Annotated in this window: 18 protein-coding genes; 12 read left to right on the top strand and 6 right to left on the bottom strand. The window is 54.4% G+C overall.

Going from position 1 to position 14,432, the window contains the following annotated elements:
• Positions 1-252 precede the first annotated feature (252 nt).
• The 3 genes from HMPREF9695_RS02760 to HMPREF9695_RS02780 all read left to right on the top strand — a co-directional run bounded on the left by HMPREF9695_RS02760 (position 253) and on the right by HMPREF9695_RS02780 (position 5,006).
• A complete protein-coding gene (locus HMPREF9695_RS02760; RefSeq protein ID WP_006019254.1) occupies positions 253-1,332 on the top strand; it encodes a hypothetical protein in 1,080 nt (359 codons plus the stop codon).
• Between the two features lie 982 nt (positions 1,333-2,314).
• Positions 2,315-3,544, top strand: coding sequence for an AAA family ATPase (locus tag HMPREF9695_RS25490; RefSeq protein WP_006019255.1), 1,230 nt, complete (start codon positions 2,315-2,317; stop codon positions 3,542-3,544).
• A gap of 232 nt (positions 3,545-3,776) precedes the next feature.
• The gene (locus tag HMPREF9695_RS02780) at positions 3,777-5,006 is read left to right on the top strand and encodes a PIN domain-containing protein (protein WP_157223890.1); all 1,230 of its coding nucleotides are present in this window, start codon (positions 3,777-3,779) and stop codon (positions 5,004-5,006) included.
• Here the strand turns inward: HMPREF9695_RS02780 and HMPREF9695_RS26220 are convergent.
• Entirely contained in the window at positions 5,003-5,263 is a 261-nt protein-coding gene (locus tag HMPREF9695_RS26220; protein ID WP_157223891.1) for a hypothetical protein, read from the bottom strand. The genes HMPREF9695_RS02780 and HMPREF9695_RS26220 overlap by 4 nt on opposite strands.
• Before the next feature lie 354 nt (positions 5,264-5,617).
• On the opposite strand from HMPREF9695_RS26220, the gene HMPREF9695_RS02785 reads away from it, so the two are divergent.
• From HMPREF9695_RS02785 to HMPREF9695_RS26830, 4 genes are all read left to right on the top strand, one after another.
• Positions 5,618-5,824: a CsbD family protein gene (locus HMPREF9695_RS02785; protein WP_006019257.1), complete on the top strand. Its 207-nt coding sequence runs from the start codon at positions 5,618-5,620 to the stop codon at positions 5,822-5,824.
• A gap of 51 nt (positions 5,825-5,875) precedes the next feature.
• Positions 5,876-6,058: a hypothetical protein gene (locus HMPREF9695_RS02790; protein WP_006019258.1), complete on the top strand. Its 183-nt coding sequence runs from the start codon at positions 5,876-5,878 to the stop codon at positions 6,056-6,058.
• 573 nt (positions 6,059-6,631) lie between these two features.
• Positions 6,632-7,582 carry a non-homologous end joining protein Ku gene (gene ku, locus HMPREF9695_RS02795; RefSeq protein ID WP_006019259.1) on the top strand — a complete coding sequence of 317 codons (951 nt, stop codon included), beginning with the start codon at positions 6,632-6,634 and terminating at the stop codon, positions 7,580-7,582.
• A 3-nt stretch (positions 7,583-7,585) separates the two neighbouring features.
• Positions 7,586-7,807, top strand: coding sequence for a hypothetical protein (locus HMPREF9695_RS26830; RefSeq protein ID WP_006019260.1), 222 nt, complete (start codon positions 7,586-7,588; stop codon positions 7,805-7,807).
• 186 nt (positions 7,808-7,993) lie between these two features.
• Here HMPREF9695_RS26830 and HMPREF9695_RS02805 read toward each other — a convergent pair whose 3' ends face one another.
• Together HMPREF9695_RS02805 and HMPREF9695_RS02810 are read right to left on the bottom strand one after the other, a co-directional pair.
• On the bottom strand, positions 7,994-9,559 hold the full coding sequence (locus HMPREF9695_RS02805) for a recombinase family protein (RefSeq protein WP_006019261.1): 1,566 nt from the start codon (positions 9,557-9,559) through the stop codon (positions 7,994-7,996).
• Positions 9,549-10,121, bottom strand: coding sequence for a DUF2924 domain-containing protein (locus HMPREF9695_RS02810; protein ID WP_006019262.1), 573 nt, complete (start codon positions 10,119-10,121; stop codon positions 9,549-9,551). Before HMPREF9695_RS02810 ends, HMPREF9695_RS02805 begins: the two co-directional genes overlap by 11 nt.
• Before the next feature lie 30 nt (positions 10,122-10,151).
• On the opposite strand from HMPREF9695_RS02810, the gene HMPREF9695_RS02815 reads away from it, so the two are divergent.
• On the top strand, positions 10,152-10,496 hold the full coding sequence (locus HMPREF9695_RS02815; protein ID WP_041711096.1) for a hypothetical protein: 345 nt from the start codon (positions 10,152-10,154) through the stop codon (positions 10,494-10,496).
• 96 nt (positions 10,497-10,592) lie between these two features.
• Here the strand turns inward: HMPREF9695_RS02815 and HMPREF9695_RS02820 are convergent, their stop codons facing one another.
• Positions 10,593-10,838: a helix-turn-helix domain-containing protein gene (locus tag HMPREF9695_RS02820; protein ID WP_006019264.1), complete on the bottom strand. Its 246-nt coding sequence runs from the start codon at positions 10,836-10,838 to the stop codon at positions 10,593-10,595.
• Between the two features lie 100 nt (positions 10,839-10,938).
• Between HMPREF9695_RS02820 and HMPREF9695_RS02825 the strand changes: the two genes are divergently transcribed.
• Positions 10,939-11,352, top strand: a complete 414-nt coding sequence (locus HMPREF9695_RS02825) for a hypothetical protein (protein ID WP_006019265.1) — start codon at positions 10,939-10,941, stop codon at positions 11,350-11,352.
• Positions 11,353-11,777: 425 nt separating this feature from the next.
• On the opposite strand, the gene HMPREF9695_RS02830 is transcribed toward HMPREF9695_RS02825, so the two are convergent.
• Positions 11,778-12,386, bottom strand: coding sequence for a cysteine hydrolase family protein (locus tag HMPREF9695_RS02830; protein WP_006019266.1), 609 nt, complete (start codon positions 12,384-12,386; stop codon positions 11,778-11,780).
• Complete coding sequence (locus tag HMPREF9695_RS02835) at positions 12,367-12,960, bottom strand: phosphatase PAP2 family protein (protein WP_006019267.1); 594 nt, start codon at positions 12,958-12,960, stop codon at positions 12,367-12,369. Before HMPREF9695_RS02835 ends, HMPREF9695_RS02830 begins: the two co-directional genes overlap by 20 nt.
• A gap of 80 nt (positions 12,961-13,040) precedes the next feature.
• On the opposite strand from HMPREF9695_RS02835, the gene HMPREF9695_RS02840 reads away from it, so the two are divergent.
• Genes HMPREF9695_RS02840 through HMPREF9695_RS26120 form a run of 3 tightly spaced genes read left to right on the top strand, consistent with a single transcriptional unit; the run spans position 13,041 to position 14,410 of the window.
• Positions 13,041-13,385 (top strand): DUF3147 family protein, encoded by a 345-nt coding sequence (locus HMPREF9695_RS02840; protein ID WP_006019268.1) that lies wholly within the window; start codon positions 13,041-13,043, stop codon positions 13,383-13,385.
• Positions 13,382-13,789 (top strand): DUF3147 family protein, encoded by a 408-nt coding sequence (locus tag HMPREF9695_RS26115; RefSeq protein ID WP_041711101.1) that lies wholly within the window; start codon positions 13,382-13,384, stop codon positions 13,787-13,789. The genes HMPREF9695_RS02840 and HMPREF9695_RS26115 overlap by 4 nt, the downstream gene beginning before the upstream one ends.
• The gene (locus HMPREF9695_RS26120) at positions 13,790-14,410 is read left to right on the top strand and encodes a Crp/Fnr family transcriptional regulator (protein ID WP_051054947.1); all 621 of its coding nucleotides are present in this window, start codon (positions 13,790-13,792) and stop codon (positions 14,408-14,410) included.
• The last annotated feature ends 22 nt before the right edge of the window (positions 14,411-14,432 follow it).

Genomic DNA, 14,432 nt, shown 5'->3' on the forward strand with positions numbered 1-14,432 from the left:
GAGACAATGACGTGCGAGAAAGGCCCGCCGTCATTGCGTTTTATCGGGTTTTCCCCGGTGCGATAGAGACGGAAACGCTGATTATCGCGTCGAATTTGCGTGCGAGTCTCTGGGTGAACGCACCGCTGCTAATGCCAATTTCCTCGGTAGTTCCGCGGTTACGCGGGAGCCTGGGCAATAACATGCCTTGTCCATAGAATTTCGGGCAGTTCTACGTGAATTCCCCCTAATAACCCAATGTGCGGACCGACCATGGGCAAGCGTTGGCTTAGCAACAACTACCGGGTCAGCAATCTGGGTTATGTGGGCTCTTCGCACCGGATCGACCTTCGTGTGTTCAAGAAATTTGGATGGATGAAAGATGGACAACGGACCCACTGGCAAACGGACTATCCATCTTCTGGACGCATGGTAGCCGATTTAAGGCCCGGTTACGATAATTTACTCGTCATCGACATCGAAGGCATTCGCCAGAACATTCAACTCGTCTCGCGCCCGACGCCTTTCGGAGGACGTCGTTGGTATTTTATCGACGACCTTGGGCAGAGGTGCGAGCGCATGTTTCTTTTTGGAAACAGGTTTGTTTCGCGAAAGACCGCGCGCCTGACGTATCGAACTCAATCAGCAGGTACGGAGACGAAGTGGGTCAATGAACGTGACGACCTCGATCAGGCCCTAAACGGGAACCCACTGAAAGGCCCAGCGCGAGGACGTCGACGAGAAAGACTTCAGGCGCGTCGCGACCTCCTTGATAAAGCGATAGAGGGGGTCGGTGCAGGCATCGCAGGCCATATCATGTTCGTGCGTGCGCAGGCCCTGCTGCGTAAGAATAGTTCGATTCAGAGGCTGGAAGCTGCGAAAAAGGGGTTGGAGAGGCAGCCAGGTCTTAGCTCAGAGCTCATCTTGCAACGATTTGAATCCTACATTGCGGCAGCAAAAACACAAACTCCGAAGCCACCATTCAGCGTGAATGCTGTTTGTGGCCCCGCCGCCAGCAAGGCGGAACTCCCACCGCAGCACGTTGACCTATCCATTTTGCGGCGCCTGGATATAGCCCGCCCGGGGGATGTCGTCGGAAAACAATTAGGTTGGCCGCAAGAATGGATCGGTAACCCAGGCAAGCAAATATTCGCTATCGTCGACATGCGAGATTCAACAAGCCCCTGCGCCATGTTCATCATTGATGACGACGGTCTCCCTTTAGCGACCCAGTTTTTCTGGATTGTGGAAGTGCGGGCCGCCTTCGGCCGAACGCAAATGCATTTTCTCGCAGCAGAAGGCGGCGATACATCCGAAATCCTCTACTACCGCGACGGTGTGTTTGTGTTTTAGTCGCGGAGGAAAATAAATTTCACGTTCGTGACGTCAGCGCACCCTCGTAAGGTGGATCGGGATTTCCCCGCTGCTCGAGTTGGGAATCGCCCCGTTTTTACGTGTATTCACCCGAAGTCGTTGAGCGTCGACGCGTTGGATGAAGCCAAATGAATTATGCACTGAGGTGCAGTCGAAACCTACGACGTCTCTCACGGGGCTTGTAATTCGTGGTTTTTGATACGAGCGTTACTTGTCGATTCGTCGGGGACGATGAATTTGTAAAAGGCGACCGGAGACGGGCGCTGAATGATATCTTTCTTCAGTCTGTAGGGGACTGCGTGACCTTGACCCGGGGACGGGCAATCCGGCGTATCTGCCATAACAGGGCTCGTGTCTGTACCCTGTAGGTTCAAATCTATGAGCAGCGATTGATCACTAGCGCATAGTCGCTGGCGGAACGGAGAGAAATGGCGTTAGACAAGTGGACTCGTGAGAGCAATCTGATCAAAGTGTGACCGATGACTACAAATCGGAGCGACCGCAGACGCGTGCTAGCTCAGTTCGTTTAGGCGGGCGTTGTCTCCGTCCTTCTTGACTACGGTGAGTTCGCTAGCTGTTCGGAAAAGCAATGATTTCAGAACATCAGCGGATGGGTAATAACTCCTTTGAATTTGGGCTTTCCTTCATCGCTGAATCGTAGAGTGTTCGGAACACTATCCATCTAGCAAGACGGCGCAGCGGGCTAGGTTGGCCGTTAATCGGCAAAAATCCGCGGCATCTCCACGAGGGGATTTTTCAAAACAGCGGCTTGAAGTTCACCTCTCGCGTATTTTCGCGGTGAAACGTTTCGCGGCCGGGCCGGACTTTCCACTTCGCAAAGTCGTCCTGAAAGTATCTTCGAAATTTATTCCGTATACTTGCGTTGGCGCGAATTCTGGCGATTGACACTTAATGGTTGCAATCTAGGCTTTTGTTCCCGATTCGACTTTGCGGTCATCCCATGATTCTGAAGCGCATTAGTGTGCGGAATTTCCGCTCAATCAGAGATGTTACACTCGACCTCGGATCGCAAACCGCGATTGTCGGCGGGAATGGGGCGGGCAAGTCGACTGTTCTTCGCGCCATAGAGAAATTTTATGGCTCGTCATCGACGGTTGAGTTGGACGATTTTTTCGGCCGCCAAGTGAATGAGCCGATCGAAATCGAGCTGACTTTCACCGCATTTAACGAGGCTGAAAAAGAGCTTTTTGAATCTCGAATTAACAACGATGAAATGACCGTTGTCCGCGTATTTGAAGTGAGCGGCGGAAAAGCTAGCGGACGATATTTTGGCGTGACGCTTCAACACCCTGCCTTTGCCGCAATTCGCGCAGCGGCCGGAGCTAACCAGCAGCGAGCTGAGTATAAAGCTCTACCCGACCAGGGGGGCCCATTCGCTAATCTGCCTAGTGTTAATAAGGCGGAGCAAATCTGGCCGGCGCTGACTGAGTGGGAGGCCAACCACGAAAGCGAATGCCAGTTGTTAAGAGATGATGGTCAGTTCTTTGGGTTCACCAACGTTGCCAAGGGTGCGCTCCAGAAGGCCACGAGCTTCGTTTTTATTCCAGCCGTTCGTGATGCGTCGGCTGATGCTCTCGACGCGCGGGGAGCGGTGATCGCAAAGCTCTTGGAGCTCGTGGTTAAGAGTGCGATTCAGCGGCGCAAGGAAATTCAAGAATTCCAAAGCAAAACATCAGCGGAGTATAAAAAACTGACCGATCCGGAAAAGCTCTACGAATTGGGGCACCTATCGGATGAACTCACCGAAACCCTCCAAGTCTTCTATCGCGAAACCGCGGCGCGTGGTGGTCGAAACATTCGATCCAGGTCTTGCGATCATGACCGAATTTTTGGCGAGGTCGCGAGGCAAGAGCTACGAAGGTCGCGACTTGGAGGTTGCGATTGCTTGGATGTTCTGGATGTTAGGATTCGGGACGGTTCAGTTGGGATCGACCGCGCGAACCCAAGACTTTGCAGACGTCGCGATGATCACACCCCAAGGACACTTTGTAATTGTCGAATGTACGACCGGGTTACTGAAGGCAGAAAACAAGCTCGCGAAGTTGATATCGCGCCACGCAAGTCTGCGGACGCGTTTGGACGAATCCAGCAATCAACACCTCAAGCTACTTCCCATCATCATTTCAACACTTCCGCGAGCGGAATTGCAGGCAGATCTCGAACAGGCTGAACGAATGGGAGTACTTGTTTTAGCCCGCGAGCAACTTGACCAAATGGTCCCCCGCACGATGGTCAGAAATGATCCCGATGAGCTGTTTCAAGATGCAGAGAAGCGCGTGCAAAGCGCTCAAGAAGCATTCCGACGAAAAGCGGACTCTGAGCCTGAACTACCCCTCAAGCCGTAAAAGGTGAAATCATCTTGGCGAGCATGAGCGACGTTTCGAAGTGGAGGGCATAGCCTAGTGAGCGGTGAGATTAAATCAAATGCCGGGGCTTTGGTAAATCCAGACGCGGGTGCAGGGGAGGCGGCCCTGATGAAATATGGCGCCATCACATTTGATACTCAGACGGTCGAACATAACGCTTTTCACTTTGATGGTGGACTGCTGTCGCAGCTGAAGCAATTTAAAGACGGTCCGGTTCGAATTGTTTTGTCGGAAATTGTGCTTCGCGAAATATTCAAGCATCTCCTTGAGAAGACGAAGAGTGCAAGGGACGCGGCGGTGGCGGCGCACAAAAAGGCGCTTGATCACGGGCTTGCGGATGCTGACAAACCCTTTGTTTCACTCGATGTGGATTACAAAGCCGTCGCGCGAGCGCGGTTAGACCGGTTTGTTCGGGAGATAGGGGCAGAAATTGTCAGAGTCGATAATGTTTCGATGAAGACATTGATGAGCTCTTATTTCCAACCAGCGGCTCCGTTTTCGAGTGCGGGTAAGAACAAGGCCGAGTTTCCGGACGCGATAGCGCTGCTTTCCCTACAAAAGTGGGCCGAAGATAATAAAATTCAGTTATTGGGAGTTAGTGGCGACAAGGGTTGGAATGCGTTCGCCGCTTCGAGTAACCGCATCGACCTCGTGAATGACCTTAGTGAGGCACTTTCACTGGTGCAAAAGCACAATGAAGAAATGAGTGCGATAGTTCAAACGCTCATTGAATCAATTGACACCGCGACAGATGAAGACCTGAAGGACGAATTTGTTTCGAAACTCTCTAACGAAGTATCAGGGTATAGTGTCTACGCTGAGGCCGACAGTTTTTATGACATTGAAGCCGAGCAAGTGGACATCGAATTGAGCGATAGCCAGTTTGTCGGGGACGCATCAGGTTATGATTTTTCCGTTGTTCAGGCATCAAGAAATCTGATCGTTGCGAAAATCACTCTCGAAGCCTCTATTAAAGCGGAGGCGATATTTCACATGTCTGTCTATGATTCAATCGACAAAGATTCGATGGGTATTGGTTCTACAGAAGCTTCTACTGAACAGGATGTGACTTTTGCTGTTCTGGTCACGTTTGAACGCGAGGATGCTGCAGCGAGTTTTGGGATTACAAGTGTCGAAATAGTGGACGGCCCTAAATCTCTAAACTTTGGCTATATCGAGCCTGATTACGAGCCTGACTACGATGAAGACTACGAAATACCTTTGCCGCCGTCTAAAGATCAAAGCGACGATGAAGTGCCAATCTAGGTCTTCAACACGCGGTTCAGTGCTTCTGCAAATTCGGCGGCACTTCCCGGGGACGAATCCGGCGTGATCGCTTGAATAGATGTCTGAACAATTAAGTTGTAACTTTCTATTCCGATTAGTGATCGCGACGCATTTTTGCTTCTGACCAGACCATCGGGGATGGTCTCTACAGAATCCCGCAGACATTCAAAAATTTCTATCATTCGGTCTTCGTGAGTTTCGCGCTGCGGATCACGTCCGGTAATTGTATTGTTCATGATCTGCATAGTGGGATTACGTTCCCACGCGCTCCGAAACCAATAGATGCTGAAGCCGAAACGTTCTTTCAGATCGGTTGCGAGATTTTGTTCTTATGGAGTCAAGTGAGCCAAAACGTCGTTTTCCGCCACCTTGGCGCGTTGAGCGCAGCAGTAAAGATGCGTTCCGAATCAAGGACGCCAATGGGATCACAGTGGCTTGGGTTTACCCAGGTCTTAGCAAGTTAAAATGCGTCGAAGCTGTGGACGAGGCTTTTGACGGCCTCTCAGACGACTGCCCAGCCTGCGACTAACCGACTTAGGAACAAGCCGTTGCTTCGAATGTTCTGTCCCCTCCCACAATGGAGGTCTGTGATGGATTGGAACCGAGTCGAAGGTAACTGGAAGCAAGTTAAGGGCAAGGTCAAAGAACAGTGGGGCAAACTCACTGACGATGACCTTGATCAGATCAACGGCAAGCGCGAGCAACTCGAAGGCAAACTTCAAGAGCGCTATGGCTATGCGAAGGATCAAACAAAGAAGGAAGTGGACGACTGGTACGGCACAAGCTGGCCGGGTTAGCCACCAACTTGCCCCGTTTCGGCGGGGCCTTCTTATTAAGGATGCAACTCAATGCAGATCACATCGCCCGAGTGGGTCTGGGCAATCCTTATCGCGCTGGTCGGCGCCGCGCTGGCTTTCGGCATTATGCGCAATCGTCAACGGACCGCGCGCGAGGTAAGAATGACAGAAGACGTTACCGAGAGTCTCTACAAGAAAGGGGACCGGAAAGAACGAGACGCGCGACGTCGGTAAGACGCTAGAAAAATTGAATGTTGAAACGTGTTTAACGTTTTCGGATGTTGGCAACGAATGGGTCCCGTACTGGCAACCTTACTTTTTCTCCTCGTGTAGGAGCGCTTTCAGCAATCCCTTCACTTGCGGCGACTTCATCGGGTCTGGCCGGTCACAGTGGAGGCATTGGTACGTGCGTTGTCCTTTACCGCCCGGCGGCAGCATCAACTTCACGGGCCGCCCGCACTTCGGACAAACGCGCTCGTTTATAGGCATCGAGGTCACCCTGCCAAGGATCGCTCCATCCTAGTTCCTGCGCTGAATGAGAATCGAGTCCAATTTTTGGATTAGGCCGCGGCCAAAAGAAGCCCCGCGCCGGTAAGCGGGGGCAAACCAGCGCGGGGAGATGGGGGATATTCGTCCTACAGAACGATTTTAAAACCCCGGATTGGCGAAGACGTTCCAGGTCGCGTTTCGAATTAAAGGTCGGGACGGAGCCAAGCAGAACGTATGGAGAACGGCCAAACGGGAACTTGGCAGCGCGGAAGGACTTGAGTCACAATTCAGTTCAGTTGAGTAACCGGAGTATTGCGTATGGCCCCCCGCGCCAATTGGAAGGGTTTCCTTCGTCTGTCCTTGGTGACCTGTCCCGTCGCTTTGTATCCTGCTACTTCCGACGCGGAAAAGGTCAGCTTCAACCAGATCAATAAGAACACCGGGCACCGCATCAAGTACAAAAAAGTGGATGCCGAAACCGGCGAAGAAGTCGAGAACGACGACATCATCAAGGGCTATCCCGTCGATAAAGATACTTACATCGAAGTAAGCAAGGATGAACTCGAAAGCATCGCGCTTGAGTCGACGCGCACGATCGAGATTGACGAGTTCGTTCCAAAATCTGAAATCGATACCCGTTATCTCATCCGACCGTACTACTTGGTGCCTGACGGTAAGGTCGGGCACGACGCATATGCGGTGATCCGCGAAACAATCCGCGACATGGGCAAGGTCGCACTGGGCCGCGTCGTTCTAACGAGTCGCGAGCACATCATAGCCCTTGAGCCGATGGGCAAAGGGCTTATGGGAAATCTGTTGCGTTACCCATATGAGGTGCGAAGTGAAAAGGAATACTTTGACGACATTCAGGACGTGAAGGTCACCAAGGATATGCTGGACCTTGCGCGCCACATCGTGAATCAGAAGTCGGGCTCATTTGAACCTGAGAAATTTGAGGATCACTACGAATCCGCGTTGATCGAACTGATTAACCAGAAGCGCGCCGGTAAGAGGATCAGCGCGCCGACCGCCTCCCGTACCTCCGGAAACGTCGTGGACCTTATGGACGCCCTGCGGAAGAGCTTGGCAGGAAGCAAGCAGGCCGCTCCGCAGACATCCATGGCTAAACAGAAGAAAGCAAAGAAGCGCATCCCCGGCCAAAAAGAAATGCTTCTCCCGATCAGCGGGAAGGGCGGAGCTGCCGCTGCTGAACGCAAGAAGGCGGATAAGCCCCAGCGGTCTACCGCAAGGACACGCAAGGCGGGCTAGGCCATGAAGTCCCCTCGTGACCTCGCCACACGATTGCGCCAGCGAAAAGACGATGGCTATCTTCGCGAGACCTTCACGCTTCCAAGGCGTGATGCTCGACTTAAGGCGAGGGAGTTTCTAACGAAGTATCCTAAGGCGGCGTACATGACCGAGGTCGAGAGTTGGCGTGAACTTCCCAACGATGCGATTGAGTTCACGATGAAGCGCCTGCCTAGTGCAGATTGATACATGGGGCCTTTGATCCCGGGAGCCCGATTGTCGCCACCAAGTTCTTGATTGGTGGTAGCCGTAGGTGGTAGCATTCGCGAAGCAGTCGAGCTGATTTGTGCCCGATTTATCGCTGTTTTTGTGAACGCCCTTCGATTCCCCTAGGGAGCGCCACTTGAGTAACTCCGCCCCTTGCGAGGCGATTTATTCCGCTCCCAGCAAATCCCGGGTTTGACCCTTCCAGCTTATGGCATTGCATTGCGCTAAGTCGGTGATGCTGATGTCTGCCATCCGACCCTGAATAATTGCATCGGTGATGTGCGGATCCAGAAACGCAAACCGGATATTCTGCCGGAGCACGTTGGGATTGAGCTTTACGGCTTCCGCGAGGGTTTCGATGGTGTCGAACTTTCCATCGTTGAGCAGCTTCACCCAAGCATGAGCGCGCACAATCGCATTGACAAGTTGCGGATCAGGGCCGGTGGTCTCGTCGGGATGCGGGAACGGCGACTTAGCCGCCTCATAAGACCAAGGCAGATCGACAATTCTGGCGCGACCGGGCCCCATGCCGTCGGTGCAGTCTTGATCGGGGTCAAGCAAGCTCAACCTCAATGAGCTTTTGCGCAGATCTATGCGCGCGAGCGTAAGATGAAGCAGCTCACGGAAGCTGCCGTCTGTGCCGAGGTGCTTTGCAAACTCACGGCTGATAAATTCTGTGATCGCGGTCTCAACGGGTATTGCGGCGATCCGACTGACCGAGCCGGCATCGGCCTTACGGCCGCGTAATAGTGCTGAGCTGACGTAGAATCTGTACCTGACACCCTTCTTGGTCGAATAACTCGGGCTCATGAGATTGCCGCGGTCGTCGTAAAGTTTGCCCATCAAGAGCGCGCCGCTCTGGGTGCGTTTGACCCGACGCTCGACCTTGTGGGATTTCAGCAGCGCCTGGACGCTCTCGAATAGCTTCCGATCAAGAATAGGTTTGTGTTCGCCGCGATACCATTTGTCCTTGTGGGCCATTTCGCCAATGTAGAGGCGGTTCTTCAGCAGATAGGCGAGGGGGCCGTAGGTGAATGGAATGCCGCCTTGGTACTTCTTGAGCTTGGTGGTCCGCCGCTTGGTGACGATGCCTTTGGCATCGAGGTCGGCGATCAGCTTCTGGAAGCCTTGCAGCTCCAGATACTTCGTGAAGATGTATTCGACTGTCTTCCGTTCTGTCGCGTGGGGAACGAGCTTCTTGTCCTTGATGTCGTAGCCCAGCGGGATCGTGCCGCCGGTCCATTTGCCCTTTTGACGGGAAGCGGCGACCTTGTCCCGGACGCGCTCGGAGGATAGCTCACGCTCGAACTGGGCAAAGGACAGCAGCACATTGAGCGTCAGGCGCCCCATCGAGGTTGTGGTGTTGAACTGCTGGGTGACGGCGACGAACGAGATCGACTTGGCGTCAAAGGCCTCCACCAACTTGGCGAAGTCTGCCAGCGATCGGGTCAGCCGGTCGATCTTGTAAACGACGATGACATCCACTTCGCCGGCATCGATATCGGCCAGCAGCCGCTTGAGAGCAGGGCGGTCGAGGTTTCCGCCAGAGAACGCGGGATCGTCGTAAGGCTCGGGAATACACTGCCATCCTTGAGAGGCCTGGCTTTTGATATAGGCCTCACATGCTTCGCGCTGGGCATGAAGCGAATTGAACTCCAGATCCAGACCGTGCTCGGTGGATTTACGGGTGTAGACCGCGCAGCGCAGCGGCTTGATGGCGTTAGAGGCCATGGCCGATCGCCATACGCTTCGGCCGCGATGACTTCAATGCGGACTGGTCAACCTTGGGCCGGGCGCTTCGGAGCGGCTTTGCTTGGGCCTCGCCATCACCGGTGTCAGCCTGCTGACGGCGCAATCCGAAGAACCGCGGTCCGTTCCAGCGGGTACCGGTGATCAGGCGGGCAATCTCGGAGAGGTTGGTAAAGTCGCGGCCGGCATAGCTAAAGCCCTGCTCCTGGATCATGACCTGATGCCGTTTGCCCTTCCAGTCCCGGACCAGAACCGTCCCGGATTGCGCGCGGCGGGCGACGGTGAACTTCGCACCGGGTTTTTCAATCATCAGTCTGACCAACCGTTTCAGCTCGCGCTGGGTAGCCTTCGGCAGCCCGCCGTGGGCATTCTCCTGCAGGCGGTGGGCGACGCTTCGTCTCAAAAGATCGGGACCGAATGCCTTGGGAGGAGCGCGATGAAATAACTCCTGATAGCGCTTCCGCAGAACGGACTTGGGAGCGGCGGCGACAATCTTGAGTTCGGATTCCAGTTCGGGGTTTGGTTCTCGTCTCGGGTAATTCATGAGCCCTAGAGCAATGCAATTGGCAAAAAAATGCAGATCAAGCTTCTGTCCGCGCGCGTCGGCAGGAACGAAATCCGGTCGCCATTAATCCAGCTCGTCGCCCATCAGCTCACGGCGGATGAGGAGGGCAGCGTTGAGCATCTGCTGAGCCCGGTGTGCGGGGTCTTCAAAATTCATTACCATTTTTACGGCCGCCTGCAGGTTACCGCTTGCGGCGCAAACCTCTGCGGCCTTGGCGATGCTGGCGGCTTCCTGGAGGTCGCGCTGAATGTGGTGGAGGAAGTTCTTAACGACGGCGTCGGCTGCGGCTTGATCCATGTCTGTCTCCTGAAATGGGAGGACATGGATGCTCCGAACGTGGCGGAAGTCCACTAAATCCAGAGCAATCTAATTGCTCTTTTAGGCCTGCAGCCCAAGGGTTTCTGTAATCGGAAAGGGCAGCTGAACGCCCCATAATTGGCTTCCCAAGGCCTAGCCGCGGCCGCTCCTGGCCTTTTTCTGGGGGACCAGGAGTTGGTCGGCCGAGGTGCCGAGCGCCGCTGCCAGCCGCGCCAGAACTTCAATGGTCACGTTGCGCTTTTCGCGTTCAACCTGCGAAATATAAGTTCGATCGAGCCCGGCCTCGAGGGCTAGGTCTTCCTGTGAAAGCTCGGCGGCCAGCCGTCGTCGCCGCACATTTTCCGCCAAAATCGCGATGATTCCCGAGCCCTGTCGCATAGCAACAATGAGCCGCCGGGAGGACTTTCGGTCTACGGACTATGAGTCCCATAAATTTGGAGTTATGTAGACGATCGTCATCATTGCTTAGGGGCGATTTATGAGAACATTTTGGAAGGTTGGCATTCTTGGCTTTCTGGCTTGCTGCGCCATCGGTGCGGCGGTTCAGCCTCAACCCAAAGAACTTACGGAGGCTGAACGTGCGGCGAACGAGCGCCGCTCACGTGAATTGACCGCGATCTCTTATGCGAGGACGGTGATCCCGAAGCAACTGCGCGATCCCGCCTCGGCAACATTCGGCAAAATCAATGCTCATACAGATCGGAAATATAGAGGAAAGCCGGTAACCGCCGTGTGCGGCGCAGTAAATGGAAAGAACGGTTTCGGCGGCTTCACAGGAATGCAGGAGTTTGTGTTCATCGCGGAAACAAATTCGCTGGTCTTTGACAACAACACAGACAATTCGAAATTTGTGGAGCTCTGGAACTCGCTCTATGCCGGGAAGCACAACTGACGCGGATTCGCGTTATGAGCGTTTATGGAATGCATCAGCAGGCCCTTTTGCGGGCTGACGCCAGCTGCTACCGATCAGGCTTTTTGAAAGAGCCTGCAATTCTATGTCAGCTGCAGCGGCAAAGCGCCCAGCCGTTTCTGCGGAAGCTTTACAGCGGGTATCGGATCAATCACGGGCACTCTGTTCCTAGCGGGTGTCCCACCTATGTCTATTCCTTTGAGGACATGAAGGGGTGGCACCGAGCGCCTCGCAGAACGAGAGATGCGCCTCAAAGCGTACACCGCTGCCGATCGTCCCGATCGGCTGACACGAAGAGGTCATGCGCTGAACTTCTGAGCGTCTTTTCACCGCCCCGCGACCGCTGGAGCCGCTCGACTTGCCCGATGACCGTCGGTTAGCGTTAGAAATCGAAGCAGTTGCGGCGGCTAATCGGGCGGGCGCCAGGCTTCCCTAAGTTCCGCCACTTCAGTAAGTTCGATCTGGATGTCGAAGCGACTATCGTAAAGAGAGAGCAGCGAGTCATGAGTTTGGTCGGCTGAACTCGCCAAGGCATCGCGTACCACGATCGTCCGATACCCTAGATCAACTGCAGCGAGGACGGTTGCTAGCACGCAAACGTCGGTCTCTGCGCCCGAGATGATGAGGGTGGTAACCCCGCGCCCTCTAAGCCAATTGTGGAGCCGTCCATCAGCAAATGCCGAGTAGGTGGTTCGGTCGAATTTTTCCGCCGGCGGCGTGAGCCTCTGTAGCGGAGGGATAAGTTCCAGCATTTCCGGGTTTAGCCGCTCAAGCGTGACCGCTTCCCATTTTCTGTAATATCTCGCCCACATACCGGGCGCTTCTTCCGCGGACCTAGCTGGAATAAACCGCGTAAAGACGGTTCGTCTTGGCGAATGCGACGCCACTCGAGAAACGGGCGTCAGAATGCGCTCGACCCAAGGCGCGGCCCAAGGACCATCTGCCCCGAACATTCGCTGCATGTCGATGCAAAGGTGAATGCTTTGCTCAGTGATTTTATCCCGCAGCTTTCCCATCCTGCTCGCCTTCGACGCTCAAATGCATCGGCTTCGTCATTCTGCGAATCAGGCGTTCCACTCCCGCTCCGACGGCGAAGCCGACCACAACATCTGATGCCCAGTGAGCGAGAATCGCGATGCGTGTTGCCGAGAGAAGACCCGCGACGAGCCACACCGCGTCACGCTTCCTTGGAGGAAGCAGGGTTGCCGCGCCCGCAGCCGCTCCCATATGGATCGCGTGTCCCGAGGGAAAAGCATCATTCGCTCGCCCGGAAAAGTGAACACCATGTCTTTGTGCTTCAGAGAACTGGCGGTCAGGCCGTTTCTGATCGATGCCAGCTTTAAGAACGTGGGGAAGTATAGACGCTACGATGCTGGTAACCAGAAGGTGCGAACCGAGCTTTTGGTGGGGTAACGAAGTCGAAGTCCTTGTAGCCAGCCAAGCAACGCCCGCCGCCAACAACAAAAGGTGTTCATCAGCGCCCCAGGTCAAAAACCGCGCGGCGGCTTCGATGTCTGGATTTGTATATTTAGCCACAGACTCGGCGATGCTTCGGTCCAAATCCGTGGGCTTTATCTGCAAAAGTCCCATCCCGGTAGTTCTCCCGATTTCTGATGGAACTCGGATAAACGCGGCTGGTTTCCCAAGAGCTTAAAAAAAGGAGCAGAAAAGTGGAGTATCTGGTCCGTTTTCTCGCCGGCGGCGTGGTTGTGTCTGTTTTCGCGATGTTGGCAGATATTATTCGGCCAAAAAGTCTTGCAGGACTTCTTTCGGCGTCACCGGCTGTTGCTCTAGTCACCCTCTCGATTACGTTCGCTAACAGGGAGCCGGCTCACGCGTCCATCGAAGGCCGCTCGATGATCTTGGGAAGTGTCGCGCTTAGTTTTTACAGCACCATGGTGTGCTATCTGCTGGTGCGTACGCGACTATCCGCTCTGTCCGCGAGCCTTATCTCGCTTCCCATTTGGCTCATTATATCCCTGTCACTTCTCACGCTTTTCCCGGTACGCCTATGATCGAAAGGGTCAAAGTCGCCGCTCTCAGGGAGGGGCGCTGGTATGAATATGTGGTCCGCTTTCTGCTTGGCGGAATCGCGACGGTGTTAGCCGGTGTTGTTGCGGACGTTTCCGGACCCGAATACGGAGGGTTGTTCCTTGCCTTCCCTGCAGTTTTCTGTGCAAGCGTCTCATTGGTCGAGCGGCACGAGCGACGCCGGAAAGCCGAGAAGGGATTGAAGGGTGAACGTCGCGGTAAACTTGCAGCTGCTCTGGATTCAAACGGCGCGGCTATCGCAGGCATAGGGTTAGCGGCATTCGGGATATGCATTTTCCTCTTTGCGATGCGACCTGCAGCCTCTTTGTTGTCGGGCCTCATAGTGTGGTGCTTGATTTCTTATGGCTTGTGGCGAGCATTGCGGTAGTTGCAGCCCGGTGAAGACTTCATCCGGCAAGGCGACAAGCCGACCGAATGGCAATCGTTCTGGAAGGAATGGTGGCGCGGGATCACACACTGGCGAATGGCGGCAGGCAATACGTCTCGCTGCACATTGCGGGCGACTGGCCCGACGCCCAAGGGCTTTTTTTTAGAGGAAATGGATCAGTCGGTCTGCGCGGTAGACCCAGCCTCTTTATACGCCATACCGCACGAGAATCTTATTCGGACGTTTCGCGCCCGGCCGAACGTTGGGTTTGCAGTATGGCGCGAAACCATCGATGCTGCGACATTTAGAGAGGCTGTTACGAATAATAGCAGTCGCGCCGGAATGACCCGGTTAGCGCATTTCTTTTCGGAGATCCATTTCAGATCGAACGCGAACGGGTTAGTCGAGAAAAGCTCTTGTCCGCTGCCTCTCAGTGAGACGCAACTCGGAGAAACATCGGGTATGTCGATCGCAACGGTCAATCGGCATCTGCAAAAGCTGCGAAGGAGCAGGGCGGCTGATTTGAGCGGCCGGGTCGTGGTTGCGAATTTCCCGAAGCTGAACTCGATAGCAGACTTCGATCCGGAATACTTTCATCTGCAAGTCCAACCTAAGGTCTGAAAATCAGTATCTCGGTGAGACG

The organism is Afipia broomeae ATCC 49717, from assembly GCF_000314675.2.
Taxonomy (GTDB): Bacteria; Pseudomonadota; Alphaproteobacteria; order Rhizobiales; family Xanthobacteraceae; genus Afipia; species Afipia broomeae.